Annotated in this window: 11 protein-coding genes; 4 read left to right on the forward strand and 7 right to left on the reverse strand. The window is 66.4% G+C overall.

Annotated features, from left to right (window positions below; translation table 11 throughout):
* Positions 1-61: 61 nt before the first annotated feature.
* The 3 genes from LFT44_RS13455 to LFT44_RS13465 all read right to left on the reverse strand — a co-directional run bounded on the left by LFT44_RS13455 (position 62) and on the right by LFT44_RS13465 (position 7,379).
* Entirely contained in the window at positions 62-3,586 is a 3,525-nt protein-coding gene (locus LFT44_RS13455; protein WP_236798949.1) for an ATP-dependent DNA helicase, read from the reverse strand.
* Positions 3,583-6,801, reverse strand: a complete 3,219-nt coding sequence (locus LFT44_RS13460; protein WP_236798950.1) for an ATP-dependent helicase — start codon at positions 6,799-6,801, stop codon at positions 3,583-3,585. The genes LFT44_RS13455 and LFT44_RS13460 overlap by 4 nt, the downstream gene beginning before the upstream one ends.
* Positions 6,802-6,962: 161 nt before the next feature.
* Positions 6,963-7,379, reverse strand: a complete 417-nt coding sequence (locus LFT44_RS13465; RefSeq protein ID WP_236798951.1) for an MGMT family protein — start codon at positions 7,377-7,379, stop codon at positions 6,963-6,965.
* 63 nt (positions 7,380-7,442) lie between these two features.
* Here LFT44_RS13465 and LFT44_RS13470 point away from each other — a divergent pair, with 63 nt between their 5' ends.
* The 4 genes from LFT44_RS13470 to LFT44_RS13485 all read left to right on the forward strand — a co-directional run bounded on the left by LFT44_RS13470 (position 7,443) and on the right by LFT44_RS13485 (position 10,961).
* Entirely contained in the window at positions 7,443-8,153 is a 711-nt protein-coding gene (locus LFT44_RS13470) for a 3'-5' exonuclease (RefSeq protein ID WP_236798952.1), read from the forward strand.
* 325 nt (positions 8,154-8,478) lie between these two features.
* Positions 8,479-9,429: a substrate-binding periplasmic protein gene (locus tag LFT44_RS13475; protein WP_236798953.1), complete on the forward strand. Its 951-nt coding sequence runs from the start codon at positions 8,479-8,481 to the stop codon at positions 9,427-9,429.
* A gap of 33 nt (positions 9,430-9,462) precedes the next feature.
* The gene (locus tag LFT44_RS13480) at positions 9,463-10,227 is read left to right on the forward strand and encodes an amino acid ABC transporter permease (protein ID WP_236798954.1); all 765 of its coding nucleotides are present in this window, start codon (positions 9,463-9,465) and stop codon (positions 10,225-10,227) included.
* Positions 10,224-10,961, forward strand: coding sequence for an amino acid ABC transporter ATP-binding protein (locus LFT44_RS13485; protein WP_236798955.1), 738 nt, complete (start codon positions 10,224-10,226; stop codon positions 10,959-10,961). Before LFT44_RS13480 ends, LFT44_RS13485 begins: the two co-directional genes overlap by 4 nt.
* A gap of 162 nt (positions 10,962-11,123) precedes the next feature.
* On the opposite strand, the gene hemL is transcribed toward LFT44_RS13485, so the two are convergent.
* The 4 genes from hemL to LFT44_RS13505 all read right to left on the reverse strand — a co-directional run bounded on the left by hemL (position 11,124) and on the right by LFT44_RS13505 (position 15,535).
* Positions 11,124-12,455: a glutamate-1-semialdehyde 2,1-aminomutase gene (hemL, locus tag LFT44_RS13490; RefSeq protein WP_236798956.1), complete on the reverse strand. Its 1,332-nt coding sequence runs from the start codon at positions 12,453-12,455 to the stop codon at positions 11,124-11,126.
* 68 nt (positions 12,456-12,523) lie between these two features.
* Complete coding sequence (locus LFT44_RS13495) at positions 12,524-13,615, reverse strand: LLM class flavin-dependent oxidoreductase (protein ID WP_236798957.1); 1,092 nt, start codon at positions 13,613-13,615, stop codon at positions 12,524-12,526.
* Positions 13,612-14,595 carry a porphobilinogen synthase gene (gene hemB, locus LFT44_RS13500; protein ID WP_236798958.1) on the reverse strand — a complete coding sequence of 328 codons (984 nt, stop codon included), beginning with the start codon at positions 14,593-14,595 and terminating at the stop codon, positions 13,612-13,614. The genes LFT44_RS13495 and hemB overlap by 4 nt, the downstream gene beginning before the upstream one ends.
* A gap of 58 nt (positions 14,596-14,653) precedes the next feature.
* Complete coding sequence (locus tag LFT44_RS13505; RefSeq protein WP_236798959.1) at positions 14,654-15,535, reverse strand: uroporphyrinogen-III synthase; 882 nt, start codon at positions 15,533-15,535, stop codon at positions 14,654-14,656.
* Positions 15,536-15,542: the final 7 nt, after the last annotated feature.

The raw sequence follows: 15,542 nt of genomic DNA on the forward strand, positions 1-15,542 counted from the left end.
GAGTAGGCCGCGACGCGTTGGTGCCGGTGCCCCCAGGCGCGGCGGTCCTGGCCCGCCGGTCCTAGGGGCGGCTGAGCGCCGCAGCAACGATTCCTTCCAGCTCAGCCGCCGTTCCCAGGTCGTGCGGCCGGACGACGGCGTTATCGCCAACGTAAAAGAATGCTGCCCGCACATCCTCCAGCGGCACATCCTTCAGTCGCGCCCACGCGAGCCGGTACACCGCGAGTTGGATTGAACGGGTCTTCAGCTGTTCCCCGGACGGGCGGCGTCCGGTTTTCCAGTCCACCAGGTCCCAGCGGCCATCGGCGTCCTGGAAGACGGCATCCACCCGTCCGCGGACCACAACCTCGCCCACCCTGGTTTCCACCGGGACCTCAACGAACGCGGGTGACCTGTCGGCCCACGGGGAGGCCTTGAAGGTGGCCACCATCTCGTCGAGGTTGTAAGCGGCATCGATGTGGTCGTCTGAACCCGGCGCTTCACCGAGGTCCAGCATCCCTGCCGTTCCAAAGTACTCCTCAACCCAGGCGTGGAAAGCGGTGCCCTTTCGCGCCGACATACCAGGTTCACGCGGCACGGGCCGGCGCAGCCGTCCCAATACGGCGCTGGGGTCGTCGCCGAGGTCAACCAGGGTTGAAGCGGAAATGTGGGTGGGCAGATGAATATCCCGGCCACCGGACCTCTTTGCCCTGCGCTCCAGCAGCAAGGCTGCTTCACGGGCCCAGCCTGCCGCCACACCCGCAAGCTCGGGCCGGGCCCCGGACAGTGGGCTGTTCCCCTTCCCGGGAGCGCTGTGGTTCCCTGCCACCTCTCCGGGAACCGGCCTGCCGGCGCCTGCCTCCAGGATCCCCCGCACGCGCTGGGCTGCTGCTTCCATGGCTGTACGCCGTCCGCGGGCCAAGCGAAGGCGTTCACCGCTCCGCGGATCCACCGGTCCTTCCAGTGGATCGTACGGCCAGCCTGCTTCTTCTGTTTCGAGGGTCAGCGGGCTCTGGTCAGGAAGGTCGGCTTCCGCGAGCGACAGCGGGTGGACCACCGCATTCGGAGACGGGACGCCGTCCGCCGGCTGGGTCAAGGCTTCAAGCTCGGCAAGGAAGGGTGACATCTCCGCCCGCCCGGCCCGTGAACCAACCCAGGCGGCGCTGGACACCCACAGCACGTGCTTGGCCCTGGTGTAGGCAACATAGGCCAGGCGCCGTTCCTCCGACTCGCCATGTGCCTGTACGCCGGCCTTGTAGTCCTTCTCGGCATCCAGCCAGCCTTTCTGGTCCGGCTGGTCAAGGTCCCACTGGGGGAGGTCCGCGCGGTCCCCGCGCAGGGGCCAGGGCAGCGCGGCGGCGCCGCTGCTCCAGCGGGAGTCCCTGTCGCTGGGGAAGGCGCCCGCATTCATTCCGGGGACAAACACCACATCCCATTCCAGGCCCTTGGACGCGTGCACGGTCAGCAGCTGCACCGCTTCCCGGTTTACGTCGCTGGCCGGCGCTTCCAACCCGTTTTCTTCCGCCGATGCAGCCTCCAGCCAGGACAGGAAGGCGAGGATGTCCACCCGCTGGGAGGTGCGGAGGAAGCCGGCAGCTGCATCCTGGAAGGCGTCGAGGTTGCGGCGGGCCTGGTGGATGCTGATCCCTGGGCGGGCCGCCACCTCGATATCCAGCAGCATGGCCCTCTCTACCTCACCCAGAAGTGTGGTCAGGTCGTCACCCAGATAGGCCCGCAGCTGCCGCAGCTCAATCGACAAGCGCGACAACCGGCTGCGCGCCCCCATGCTGAGGGTACGTCCAGTCGGCGACGTCCACCCGTCCCGGGGAAGGAAGTCCAAAGCTTCCACCAGGCTGGCGCCGTCAGTCAGGTCACCTTCGAGGATTGGCGCATCCGTCTCGTCGCTGTCCGTGTCAAGGCTGTGGTCGTCGAATCCCTGTGCAGCCGTTCCACGGCTCCGCGCCAGCTGGCTTGACCAGTCGCGCAATGCCATGAGGTCGGCGGGACCTATCCGCCACCGGGCACCGGCAAGCAGCCGCATCAGGGCATCGGAGCGGCCAGGATCGGCAAGCACCCGCAGGGTGGCAACAAGGTCGACGATCTCCGGGGTGTCCAGCAGACCGCCAAGACCCACGATTTCGTAAGGGATTGCCCGGGCTTCAAACTGCCGCCGGACGGTCTCCATCTGGGCGCGCCTGCGGCACAGCACTGCGATGGCCGGAGGTTCGGCGGTGCCGTCGGGTTTCAGCTCAAAGTCGGTGACCCGGTATTTCAGGACGTCGTCGGCCAAGGCGGCGGCCTCCTCCACGTCGCTGGCAAAGCGGCCAAGCACCACAGTCCCCTCCACGGCAAATGGACTCGGCTGCAATGGAGGGACCTCAGCGGCGGCGGCCTTGCCCCCGGCAGGTCCATTTTGTACAGCTGCCCTGCCGAGGGACTGCGACATGACATTGGCGGCCGAGAGGATGGACCGGCCGTTCCGCCACGCTGTCGTCAGGTAGGAAGTTGGAGCGGGCGCCCAACCCGCTCCAGGTTCCGCCGCGCGGGTACGGACCGGAAACTCGCGGACGAAGTGGAACAACTGTCCGGCCGACGCGCCACGGAACCCATAAATTGATTGGTTGGGGTCACCGACCGCTGTAACCGCATGGCCGCCGCCGAAGAGACGGGAAAAGAGGACCAGCTGCGCGTAGGACGTGTCCTGGAACTCGTCCAGCAGAACCACCTTGTACCGCTGCCGCTCCATTTGGGCCGCCAACGGGACATCCTGTGCCACCTTGGCGGCGAGCGCCACCAGGTCGCCGAAATCGAGTGCGCCCCGGGCACGCTTGGCCGCGGCGTAACGGCCTACCATGTCCGCGACGCTTGCGCGGGTCCGCAGCATACCCGCAAGGTCCGCGGCCGCTTTGGGCGGGTTCTTCATCTTGCCGGCCAGGTAAGGCAGTGACTCAAACTCCGAAAGGCGCGCCATGAGCCACGCTTCGACGTCCTCGGGTTCCTGGAGGTGCTCGGCACACTCTCCCGCCAACTGGATGACGGCTTTGACCAAGGTGGATTTGGCGGCCCGGAAGTGGGCGTATTCGCCGTCGTACGCCTCCACCACTTCGCTTGCCAACTGCCAGGCCTGCGCTCCGCCCAGCAGTACCACGTCACGCTCCACGCCAAGCCGCAACCCATAGTCCGAGACGACGCCACTCGCGAACGAATGGTACGTGGACACCTTGGGCTCCAGGGCGTCGGTGCTCAGCAGGCCCTCCGGGAACATCCTGGTGTCCTTGGCGGCGAGGCGCTGCAGGGCCAGGAGCTTTGACCTGATGCGGCTGGCCAGCTCGCCTGCAGCCTTGCGGGTGAAGGTCACCCCCAGGACCTCCTCTGGGGTGACCCAGCCATTGGCCACCAGCCAAACCACCCGGTCCGCCATGGTGGCGGTCTTTCCCGATCCTGCTCCGGCGATCACCAGACGGGGTGCCAGGGGCGAGGAAATGATGGCCGACTGCTCAGGTGTAGGGGTGTTCTTTTCGCCGAGCAGCACGGAAAGTTCTTCCGGGCTGAAGCGTACGGGCAGTACATCCTGTGCCGCAGGCAGCGTGGAAAGTGCCTCGCTCATTCGGTCACCTGCCTTCCGCGCACACACAAGGGGCATACCTCGGGGAGCCGGCAACCATGGCCCCCATGGCTGCCCTTTGAGGGGTCGTGCCGGGCAATGAACTCGCTGCCGCCCATGACGGTGGCGGCGTCCTTGACCATGTCCAAGGCCCAGTTCTCCTCCGGGTTTAGTGGTTCCTGCTGCTGGATGGCGGGACTCTTGGCTGTGGTCCCCAGCTGTGCCAGCACCGCTCCCCCGGGCTGCCGGGCTCCGGCGGGTCCGGCGTCGAAGCCGCCGGCCAGTACTGCGGCCTGGTATGCACCAAGCTGCGGATGGCGGGACAGCTCGCCCTTGCCCGGCTGCCGCTTCCCGGTCTTGAGGTCCACCACCACCAGGCGGCCTTCGCCGTCGATCTCCAGCCTGTCCACTTGCCCACGGAGAACCGCTTCCCGCGGCGTCGCTTCATCCACCGCCACCTCGCCAAGGGCCACTTCGAAGTCCTGCTCCACGCCCAGAAGGCTGCGGCCTTCGCTCCTCATGGACAGCACATACTGCGCCAGCTTCCGCACCATGGCCTCGGCGCGGTGGAAGTCCAGCCTTCCCTCCCAGTTGTCCTTCATGCCCAGCGCCGGCCAGCGGCGAACGAGTTCAGCCACGTATTCGGATCCGGATGCGTCTGGCATGTCCTGGGCGATTGCATGCACCAGGGTTCCCAGGCTCCGGGCGAAGTCGGTGGCCGGTTCGCCACCTGCTGCCTGGACAAACCAGTCCAAGGGCGACTTTTGCACCGTCTCCACCTTCGATGGGGATACAGAAACGGTCCCGCCGGGCGGAACCACTGCCTCGGAGGATGTCAGGGGGGCCAATCCCCACCAGCTGTCCGGGTGCGCGCCGGCAACGGCCGGTTGCGCGGCGGCAAGGTGTGCCAGGACCTTGGCTGCTTCCTGCGCCTGGGGCAAATCTCCATCCAGCTGGGCATGCTGCCGAAGTTCAGCGACCAGGGCGCGCAGAGTCATGGGCCGTTCCACTTGGGTGAACGGCCTTGCCTCCTGGCCGGGCACCAAGGGCGCAACGAAATCCAGGAAGGACGATGGCTGGTCGTCTTCCGAAGACACCGCGGTACACACCAGCAGTTCGCGTGCCCGCGAGACCGCGGTGGAGAAGCTTCGGAGTTCGTCGTAGCGGATGTCCCGCAGCCGGCTCAAGGGATCGCGCTGGAGGGCGTAGGCGGGACCGTGCTCCACAGCGTCCGCGTACAGGGTGCTTCCGAGAAGTTCACCCCTGAGCCTTGTATTGGGCCATACTCCCTCCTGCAGCCCGGCGATGATCACAACCGGCCATTCCCGGCCTGCCGCACTGGCAGGAGTCATAAGTTCCACAGCATCGTCGAGCTGGGCGCGGGCTGCGAGGGTGTCCATGGGAAGCTCCTGGTTCAGGAGGTATTCGAGGAATTGTTCGGGCCCGGCGCCGGGCATCTGGTCCACATAGCGCTCCGCCGTGTGGAAGAGCGCCATCATTGCGTCAAGGTCACGGTCGGCGCGGGCGCCATGGGGTCCGCCCTCCAGTGCCGCGGCTGTCCACACCCGCGAGAGCCCGGTGGAGTCCCACAGTGCCCACAGCACTGACTCCGCGTTGGCTCCGGGCAGGACTGCTGCCTCCCTCCCAGCATGGATCATGCGGGCAGTGCGGCGGGCGGCGCGGCCCTCGATACCCAACGCACCCAGCGCGCCCGGTTCGAGCAGTGCTTCGACCAACAGGGCGTCACTTGCCCGCCCACCCCCGCCCAGGAGTTCCTCCCGCCGCAGCGATTGCCGCAGCCTGCGCAGCTCAATGGAGGTGGCCCCGCCGATGCGGGAGGTAAGCAATGAAACCGCGGCCTCCGGCGTCAACAGCGCCGGATCCAGGGCGACGGCAAACGCATCAAGGAGGGGACGTACAGCTACCTCGTCCCGGACTGCGGTCTCCGCCACCGGTACCCGTACGGCAATGCCCTGTCCGGCAAGGTACCGCTGCAGCTCGCTGACCTGGCCGCCGTTGCGCACGATGACGGCAATGTCCGCCAGGTCGCGGTCGTGGTTGATGTGCTGGTCCAGGATCCGCTGGGCAACATACCGCAGCTCGTGCACGGGAGTGGGGACCAGGTGGGCCTCCACGCTGCCCTGCGACGCCTCATCTGCGGTCTGTCCGGAATTTTCAGGCTCCCCTGCGTCCTCACCCTGCGCAAGCCACGTGGGTTGCTCAAGGCGGCGGGCCAGCTGCCCGCCCGCGCGCTGCGAGATGCGGCCTGCGACGTTCAACCAGGCCTGCGCCACGGCAGGCGCGAGGCCGTGGGCATTCCAAAGCGGGCGCTCGATGACGGCCCCCGTGGCCGAGAGCAGACGGGGCAGTTCAGCCACCAGATCGGGCCGGGCACCCCGGAAGCCCTGGACCACCGTGTCCGGGGATGACGTCACGTAGCAGTCCTTGCCGCCGGTGATGTCCGCCAGTAACTCGAAGATGGCCGGGTTGGCCTCCTGGATATCGTCCACCAGGACCACCTGCAGCCGGGCGCGCTCCGCCGCGAGGAAATCGGGTGAGTCCTGGAAGATCTGCCTGGCCGCCGTGATGATCCCAGCGGGGTCGAAGGCCTCCGGCATCCGCAGGTCCAGGACGTCCCGGTATTCGGCATAGAGGGCCGCTGCGGCCTTCCAGTCCGGCCGGTCGCAGTCATCCGCGAGCTGCGGAAGGTCTTCGGCTGTACGGCCTGATTCAATGATGCGGTCAAAGAGCTGGCGCACTTCCTGGCGGAAGCCGCGGGTCTCCATGGCGCCTTCCAGGTCGGCAGGCCAGGGCAATTCCAGTCCTGGCAGCTGGTGGCCCCCTAGGAGTTCCTTGATGATGAGGTCCTGTTCCGGACCCGACAGCAGGCGCGGCGGCCTGGACAGCGGGATGACGCCTTCGGCCTTCGCCCGCCGGATGACGTCGAACGCATATGAAGCCCATGTCCTGGCCGGGGTGGTGCTCAGGCTCCTGTCCAGCCGGGCAGTGAAACGGTCGCGCAGGAAGTCCGCTGCCAGGCGGGTGGGTGCAAGGATCAGCATGCGTTCGGGGTCGACGCCGTCGCGAAAGACGCGCTGGGCGGCGGCCTCGACGAGGACGGTGGTCTTCCCGGTACCCGGGGCGCCAGGCACCAGTACGGGTCCCGAACCCTGCACGACGTCGACCGCTGCCTGCTGATCGGGTGTGAGCCGGGGCACTTCCACATGCAGCCGACGTGGCGGAAGCAGCCGAAGGGCCGGCGACCCCGGCAGGGCACTGCTGGTTCCAGTGCCTCCTGCACCCGGTGCTGCCGGCTCCTGGCCAGTCCCAGGCTCTTGCCGGTGGGGGTCCCAGGGGCCGGTCAAAGGAATAGTTACGGTCACAAACTCATTCCATCATCAGCCACCGACAATCGGTGGAGGCGGCGCTCCAGGGCCTCGGCAACTTCATCGATGGTGTCAAAATCACTTTCTGTCGGCGCCCAGCGCGCCGCGGCCAGATCCACCCGCCACCGCCCCTCCCCGCTGCGCAAGTACAAACTGTAATCCCCCAGAAGCGGGGTTCCTTCCTCAAGGTAAAGGAGCAGCGCCTCGGCTTCGTGGCCCTCGGGTGCATGGCCGCTGGCTTTCAGGACACGCCACCATGGGACACCTCCGCCATGGTGGCTCATGACGGAACCGACCTGGCGCGGGCCTCCTGACCCCAGGAGCTCGGCGACGTCCCCGTACGACACTGCGGACCCTGCGGGCACCAGCCTCACGACGGCCAGGACCGCTTGGACGTACTCATTCCGCATTGATCCAATGTAGCCGCAGTGGCGCTCCCGGGAATTGTCGGCGGGTCCCCTTAGCGTTGAAGCATGAGCTCCTGGAACACACTCCCCCGCGCAGCCTTCGACCTTGAGACCACCGGCCGTAATTCACGGGCGGCACGAATCGTCACGGCGTCGATCACCGTGGTGGACCACGAAGGCCAGGTCATCAAGGAACACGAGTGGTTGGCCGATCCAGGCGTCGAGATCCCCACCGAGGCAAGCGACGTGCACGGCATCACCACAGAACAGGCCAGGCGGGAGGGCCGGCCCGCCCACGAGGTCACACGCGAAGTGGCGGCGGCGCTGCAGGAGCTCTTCGATTCCGGGACCCCGGTGATTGCATTCAACGCCAGCTACGATTTCACGGTCCTTGCCGCCGAGTCGGCCCGCTACGGAATCCCGCAGCTCACCCGCTTCCCGGTCCTGGACCCGTACATCATGAACAAGCAGGTTGACCGGTACCGCAAGGGCAAACGCACACTCACCGCGCTCTGCGAGGAGTACGGAGTGGTGCTGGACAACGCCCACACGTCGGCGGCTGATGCCTTGGCAACCCTCCGGGTCCTTGATGCGATGGCAGGGAAGTTCCCAAAGCTGATGATGCCCGCCAGCCAGCTCCACCAGCTCCAGGTGGATTGGGCCGTCAGCCAGGCCGCCGACTTCCAGGGATATCTTCGGAAGACGAAGCCCGCGGCCGTCATTGAGGGAGACTGGCCCGTACTTCCGCCGCAGGATGCCACGGCAGGCGGCTTCTAGAACCATCGCCGTGCCTCCAAGTGGGAGGCATCTCACAGTCACGCCGGGAAACATAAAGCCTGCCCCTCGCTGAGCAGCGTTCGCCTGCAGGGACCACTAGCACTTCCCTTGACGCCTGGAACCGTCGTGGAGCGCATTAAATTCGCCTCTAGACCGAAAGCTACTCTTTTTCTTCGGCGCCAGCCCGGTTCTGCCCTGGTGAGACAATAAAGTTTTGCAGTCACCCCTGTCCCGGAGAGTTGGATGAGCGCCGGGCAGGTGCCAGGCGCCCCAGCGCTGCCTTGCGGCCCGGTCGACTTACGACTCTCATGAAAGTGACAACCTGATGAAAATCAAAGCGATGAAGTGGCTCACTACCGCTCCCGTTGCACTTGCCCTCGCGGTTTCCCTCGCAGCCTGCGGCGGCGGGTCTTCCCAGCCCAGCGGCACCCCCACGGACGCCCTGAAGGGCAGCGACCAGCAGACGCTGGACAAGTACACCACTGCCGATGTCACCCCCCTCGACAAAATCGACAAGAGCAAGCTGGGCCTCGTTACTGAGGGCACCCTGCGCGTCGGAACCCTGTCAGACGCCCCGCCTAATATCTTCGTTGATTCGTCCGGCAAGTTCACTGGCTACGACAACGAGCTTCTGCGGGCTATGGCCGACAAGCTGGGGCTCAAGGTCGAGTTTGCTTCCACCAAATTCCAGGCGCTTCTCAGCCAGGTCAAGAACAAGCAGTTCGACGTCGGATCCTCCTCGATCTCCACCACGGACGCCCGCCGTGAAACAGTTGCGTTCACCAATGGTTACGACTTCGGTTACATGGCCCTGGTGACCAAGGAAGACGCCAAGGTCCAGACGTTCGCTGAACTGAAGAGCGGCCTGCGCATTGGCGTTGTCAGCGGCAGCGTCCAGGAAGATTACGTCAAGAACACCCTGAACCTTGAGCCTGTTTCCTTCCCTGACTACAACACCGTTTTCGCCAGCTTGAAGAGCGGGCAGGTGGATGCCTGGGTGGCACCGTCGCAGCAGGCAACCGGCCAGGTAAAGCCCGGTGACGGCACGAAGATTGCCGAGAAGAAGCTCAACACGCAGAACTTCACTGCCTACGCCGTTGCCAAGGACAACCCTGCCTTGCTGGAAGCGCTGAACTCTGCCCTTGATGCCGTAGTTGCCGACGGTACCTGGTCCAAGCTGACCGCCGAGTGGTACAAGGACCGTCCGACCGCTGCCGAGCAGACCCCCGAGGGTTGGAAGCCGGGCAGCAAGGCCGTCAAGGTCCCAGCAAAGTAGAAACCTGCCAACCACAAAAGATAGCGACGCCATATGGATTTCCTGACACGACTCGGAGAGACCTTCCTTGACTGGAAGCAGATCGCCGAGGTTCTGCCAAGCATGTTCGCGGTGGGCCTGCCCAATACGCTGGTCCTGGCGATCACCTCGGGACTGATCGGGGCCGTCGTCGGCCTGCTCCTGGCTCTCATGGGAATCTCAAGGAATCCTGTGGCGCGGTGGACTGCCCGGGTGTACACGGACGTGTTTCGTGGGCTCCCGGCGGTCCTCACCATCTTGGTCATCGGCCTTGGATTCGGACCGATCTTCCGCGAACTGACAGGCAGCAACAGCCCGTACCCCATGGGCGTCGCGGCGCTGTCACTCATGGCTGCCGCCTACACGGGTGAGATCTTCCGCTCCGGCATTCAGAGCGTGGACAAGGGGCAGCTTGAGGCATCGCGCGCCCTGGGATTCGGCTACGGTCCCTCGATGCGTCTTGTGGTGGTGCCACAAGGTATCCGCAGGGTACTTCCTGCCCTCATGAATCAGTTCATTGCCCTGATCAAGGATTCCTCCTTGGTCTTCACCTTGGGCTTGCTGCCCACGGAACGGGAACTGTTCCAGATCGGCCAGGACGCTGCCGCCCGCAGCGGTAACCTGTCCCCGTATGTGGCAGCTGCCATCTTCTACCTGGCCATGACCATTCCGCTCACCCACCTGGTCAACTACATCGATACCCGCCTGCGGACGGGCCGGCCGGAAAAGAAAGAACCGGACGAGGCAGCAGCCGTCGTTGGAAAGGGAGCCCAGGCATGAGCGAATTCGCATCGGGAACACTGAGCGCCAAGAACATCCACCTTTCCTTCGGCAGCAATCACGTCCTGCGGGGCATTGACCTGCACGTTCCGCAGGGCACTACGGCATCGGTCATCGGGCCATCAGGCTCGGGCAAGTCCACCTTGCTGCGGGTCATGAACAGACTGATCGAACCTGACCAGGGCGACATCCTGCTGGACGGCCGGTCGGTGCTGAAGGACAATCCGGACGAGCTCCGGCGCCGGATCGGCATGGTGTTCCAGCAGTTCAACCTGTTCCCTCACAAGACCGTGGAGGAAAACGTCTCGCTGGCCCTGCGGAAACTGCGCAAGCTTTCCAAGGAGCAGGCCCGCAGCGAAGCGTTGGAGCAGCTGGACCTGGTGGGCTTGAAGCACAAGGCCGATTCCCGTCCGGCCAACCTTTCCGGGGGCCAGCAGCAGCGTGTGGCCATCGCACGCGCCCTGGCCATGAAGCCTGAGGTCATGTTCTTCGACGAGGCCACGTCCGCCCTCGACCCTGAGCTGGTCAAGGGCGTGCTGGCGCTGATGGCGGACCTCGCCAAGGGCGGCATGACCATGGTGGTGGTGACCCATGAAATGGGTTTCTCCCGCAACGTCTCGGACTCGGTAACGTTCATGGACGCCGGAGTGGTGGTGGAATCCGGCCCCCCGGAACAGCTTTTCACCGAGCCGCGGACCGACCGGCTCAAGAGCTTCCTCTCGGACGTCCTGTAGCACCTTAAGCACACAAGGGAACCCCCGCCTGCGGCCTGCAGGCGGGGGTTCCTTTTGCCTTCCGCGAGATGGCATTTAACGGCAGTCCCATGTCCGGGAACTGCCGTTAAATGCCATCTCGCGAGTGGAGGACGACGGCGGGAGGCACCTATCGCCGGGGGCTCAGCCCTGTGCAGCGGCGGCTGCCTTCGCTGCCGCGGGAAGGGCGTCGTAGATACGGTTCATGGCGTCGTCGTCGTGGGCGGCCGAAAGGAACCAGGCCTCGAAGACCGACGGCGGCAGGTAGACCCCGGATTCCAGCATGGAGTGGAAGAACGGCGCGTAGCGGAACGTCTCCTGCGCCTGGGCGTCGGCGTAGTTGCGCACGCCGGTGGCCGAGGTTCCGAAGGCCACCGAGAAGAGGTTCCCGGCGAACTGGATGGAGTGGTCCACGCCCGCGGCATCCAGGGCGTTGGAGAGGGCGGATGACAGTTCCAGCGACCGGACGTCGATGAAGGAGTAGACGTCGCGGGTGGCATGGGTCAGCGTGGCAACGCCTGCCGCCATGGCCACCGGGTTTCCTGACAGCGTTCCGGCCTGGTACACCGGGCCTGTGGGGGCCAGGTAGTCCATGACGTCTGCACGGCCGCCGAGTGCCGCCGTCGGCATTCCTCCGCCGATGACCTTGCCGAAGGTGAGCAGGTCGGGCGTCCAAGGGTCCTCGGCGTCGGGCGCGCCGCCGGTGAGGCCCCAGTAGCCGGAGTAGCCGGTGCGGAAGCCGGTCAGGACCTCATCAACGATGAGGAGTGCGCCGTGCTCCCGGGTGATCCGGGAGAGCCCTGCATTGAATCCTTCGGCAGGGGTGACGACACCCATGTTCGCTGGCGCTGCCTCGGTGATGACGGCCGCAATGGTCTGGCCGTGGGCGGCGAAGGCTTCCTTGACAGCCGTGAGGTCGTTGTAGGGCAGCACCAGGGTCTCAGCGGCGGTGGCCTCGGTGACACCTGCGGATCCGGGCAGGGCCAGGGTGGCCACGCCCGAACCGGCCGCGGCCAGGAGGCCGTCCAGGTGGCCGTGATAGCAGCCCGCGAACTTGATGATGAGGTTGCGGCCGGTGAACCCGCGTGCCAGCCGGACGGCCGTCATGGTGGCCTCGGTGCCGGTGGACACCATGCGGAGGCGTTCGACGGCGGGAACACGCTCCTTGACGATCTCGGCGAGGTTGGCCTCGTCAGGGGTGGAAGCACCGAAGGACAGCCCGCGGTCGACAGCGGCGTGCACGGCATCCAGGACGGCCGGGTGGGCGTGGCCCAGGAGTGCCGGGCCCCAGGAGCAGACGAGGTCCACGTATTCCTTGCCGTCGGCGTCCGTCAGGTACGGTCCCTTGGCGGAGACCATGAAGCGCGGCGTTCCGCCGACGGAACCGAAAGCCCGGACCGGGGAGTTGACGCCGCCCGGCATCAACTGGCGGGCGCGGTCGAAGAGTGCCTCATTGCGAGGATTGCTGGAAGTCATGGTTCCTATTCTCTCAGTTTGCCGAAGAGCAGAGTTGGCAGGGCAGCTCAGTCAACCGGAAGGCCCGGTCAGCTGGCGAGCAGCTCCGCCACCCGCGGCGCCACGGCGGTACCCATCAGTTCGATGGAGCGCATCATGGCCGCGTGCGGAAGCGGCCCATTGCTGTACTTGAGGTCGAAGCGGTCCACGCCGAGGTTCCGTTTGAGCCGGACGACCTTTTGGGCCACCGTTTCCGGCGATCCAACGTAGAGGGCACCTTCCGTGGAGCAGAGGGCGTCGAACTCGCCCCGCCCCGCCGGCCCCCAACCGCGCTCGGCTCCCAGCTTGTTGCGCAGCTTCAGCCAGTGGGGAAACAGCTCTTCCCGGGCCTGTTCGTCGGTTTCGGCCACATGCCCCGGCGAGTGGGTGGCAATCTGCTGCATCGGGTGCCCGTACTTGGCCATCGCCTCGCGGTAGAGATCCGCCAGGGGCTTGAAGGCCCGCGGCTGGCCGCCAATGATGGCGAAGATGATCGGGTAGCCGTACTGGGCACAGCGGAGCACGGATTCGGGCGTTCCGCCCACCCCGATCCACGTTGGGAGCAGGTGGTGCTCCAGCGGCGGGTAGACGCTCAGGCCGGCGAGTGCCGGCCGGGTGCGGCCTTCCCAGTGCACGGGCTTTTGCGCCCGCACTTTGTCGAACAGCTCGAGTTTCTCCTCGAACAGGACCTCGTAGTCCGCCAGGTCCAGCCCGAACAGCGGAAAGGACTCCACGAACGATCCGCGGCCCAGCATCACTTCGGCGCGGCCGTTGGAGATGGCGTCCACCGTGGCGAACCGTTGGAAAACCCGGATGGGATCGTCGGAACTCAGGACCGTTACGGCGGAGCCCAGCCGGATGCGGGACGTCCGCGCCGCAGCGGCAGCCAGGAAGACCTCCGGCGCGGACACAGCGTAGTCCTTGCGGTGGTGCTCCCCCACGCCAAATGCATGAAGCCCGACGGCGTCGGCCAGTTCCGCCTGCTCCAGCAGCTGGCGCAGGACCTCAGCGTGCCTTTGAGGACTGCCGTCGGGATTTTCGCCAACGTCGCCAAAGGTGTTCAGGCCCAGGAGGATCCGCTCCTCCCCCACCGGTGCGGTGGGTCCCGGTGCGGTGCGCCCAGCAGCAGGCCCGTCCGTCATCGGGATTCCTTGAGCCAGCCGGCCAGTTCGGCTGCCCAGTAGGTGAGGACGGTGTGGGCGCCCGCGCGCCGGATGCCCAGCACGGATTCGGTGATGGCGGCCCGGCGGTCGATCCAGCCGTTGGCGGCGGCGGCTTCGATCATCGCGTACTCACCGGAGATCTGGTACGCGGACACGGGCACGGGGCTCATCGCGGCCACATCCGCCACGATGTCCAGGTAGCTCATGGCCGGCTTGACCATGATGATGTCCGCACCTTCAGCGAGGTCGAGTTCGACCTCGCGCAGGGCTTCGGTGCGGTTGCCGGCGTCCATCTGGTAGGTCCGCCGGTCGCCCTTGAGCTGGGAGTCCACGGCTTCGCGGAAGGGACCGTAAAACGCCGAGGCGTACTTTGCGGCGTAGGCGATGAGGGAGGTGTTGACGTGGCCGGCCTCGTCCAGGGCCGAGCGGATCGCGGCGATCTGGCCGTCCATCATGCCCGAAGGGCCAAGCATGTGCGCCCCGGCCTCCGCTTGTGCAACGGCCATCCGGGCGTAGATCTCCACGGTGCGGTCATTGTCGACGTACCCGTCGGCGTCGAGCACTCCGCAGTGGCCGTGGTCGGTGAATTCGTCCAGGCACACGTCGCTCATGATCACCAGGTCGTCGCCCACCTCGGCACGGACGTCCCGGATGGCCTTGTTCAGCACCCCGTCCGGGTCCAGCGCAGCCGAGCCTTCCGGGTCGCGGGTTTCCGGGATACCGAAGAGCATGATGCCGCCGAGGCCGAGCTCAACGGCTTCCGCCGCGGCGCGCTTCAGGGTGTCGGTGGTGTGCTGGACCACGCCGGGCATCGACGTGATGGGGTTGGGTTCGGTGAGGCCTTCCCGAATGAAGGCCGGAAGGATGAGTTCCGCCGGTGCAAGGCGGGTTTCGGCGGTCAGCCGACGCATGGCGGGGGTAGTGCGCAGGCGGCGGGGGCGTTGGTTGGGGAAAGTCATGGATCCTGTCCTTCGCATTGGTTGTGAAGCCTTTTTGGAGGTAACGTGCCGGTCCCGGTCAGGGCGGGTTGAGTGCTTTGGCCACGGCCGCCACCAGCCCGTCGGGCGTCGGCTCAGTCGCCACTGCCGCCACGTCCAGGCCCAGGGCGGCGGCTTGGTCCGCCGTCGAGCGTCCTATGGCCACCAGCCTGCAAGCCGCCAGCGGCCCCAGCGCAGCGATCCGCCGGACGGCGCTCGGGGAGGCTGCGATCACGGCGGCGATCTTTCCGGCAACGATCTCTGCCGCGGCGGCTTCAGGCGTCAGGAGGGAGTACGACGGCGGTTGCGGGCCGGCGTCGCCGTCCTCCGGATGCACGCCGAGCCTTCGCTCCGCTGCCGCCGGGTAGTCAACGGTGCGGTAGGCGGTTACCGCCTCAACGGCACTGCCCGCCGCTGCCAGGCCTTCCGCCAGGGCGGGTGCGGCAATGTCCGCCTGGGGCAGGAACACTGTGCCGCCGCCGGGCCACACAGCGAGCAGGCCGGCAGCAGACTGCTCGGCGTCCGGCGTGAGGGTTACCTGAACTCCGCCCGAGTCCAGCAGGCGGCGTGTTGCCGGACCGATGGCGGCGACCTGCGTACCGGAAGAAACCAGCTGGTCCATGCGCAGGCCACGTTCGGCCGCCTTTTCCATCAGGACGTGCACGGTGGTGGCACTGCTGACCACCAGCCAGTCGAAGGCACCCGCTGCCAGGGCGTCGCAGGCGACATCCAGCGCGTGCTGGTCCGGGGCCCGTTCGAAGTCGATGAGCGGAAGCAGAACCGGCGAGGCACCGGCTTCCTGCAGTGCCGCGACCAGGTCTGCGGAGCGTTCGGGGCTGCGCGTGACCAGGACCCGGACTCCGCCGGGCAGCTTGCCGCCGTTCGGGTGGTTCTGTCCGGATCTGCTGGAAGGCTGCGTCATTGCCAGG

The organism is Arthrobacter sp. FW306-05-C (genome assembly GCF_021801725.1).
Lineage (GTDB): Bacteria > Actinomycetota > Actinomycetes > Actinomycetales > Micrococcaceae > Arthrobacter.

Excerpts from the sequence above, each read along its gene's own strand:
- LFT44_RS13485 (WP_236798955.1), top strand. The coding sequence starts at position 10,224 with ATGAGCGAATTCGCATCGGGAACACTGAGCGCCAAGAACATCCACCTT.
- LFT44_RS13455 (WP_236798949.1), bottom strand. The coding sequence starts at position 3,586 with ATGAGCGAGGCACTTTCCACGCTGCCTGCGGCACAGGATGTACTGCCC.
- hemL (WP_236798956.1), bottom strand. The coding sequence starts at position 12,455 with ATGACTTCCAGCAATCCTCGCAATGAGGCACTCTTCGACCGCGCCCGC.
- hemB (WP_236798958.1), bottom strand. The coding sequence starts at position 14,595 with ATGACTTTCCCCAACCAACGCCCCCGCCGCCTGCGCACTACCCCCGCC.
- LFT44_RS13475 (WP_236798953.1), top strand. The coding sequence starts at position 8,479 with ATGAAAATCAAAGCGATGAAGTGGCTCACTACCGCTCCCGTTGCACTT.
- LFT44_RS13505 (WP_236798959.1), bottom strand. The coding sequence starts at position 15,535 with ATGACGCAGCCTTCCAGCAGATCCGGACAGAACCACCCGAACGGCGGC.
- LFT44_RS13495 (WP_236798957.1), bottom strand. The coding sequence starts at position 13,615 with ATGACGGACGGGCCTGCTGCTGGGCGCACCGCACCGGGACCCACCGCA.
- LFT44_RS13470 (WP_236798952.1), top strand. The coding sequence starts at position 7,443 with ATGAGCTCCTGGAACACACTCCCCCGCGCAGCCTTCGACCTTGAGACC.
- LFT44_RS13480 (WP_236798954.1), top strand. The coding sequence starts at position 9,463 with ATGGATTTCCTGACACGACTCGGAGAGACCTTCCTTGACTGGAAGCAG.
- LFT44_RS13465 (WP_236798951.1), bottom strand. The coding sequence starts at position 7,379 with ATGCGGAATGAGTACGTCCAAGCGGTCCTGGCCGTCGTGAGGCTGGTG.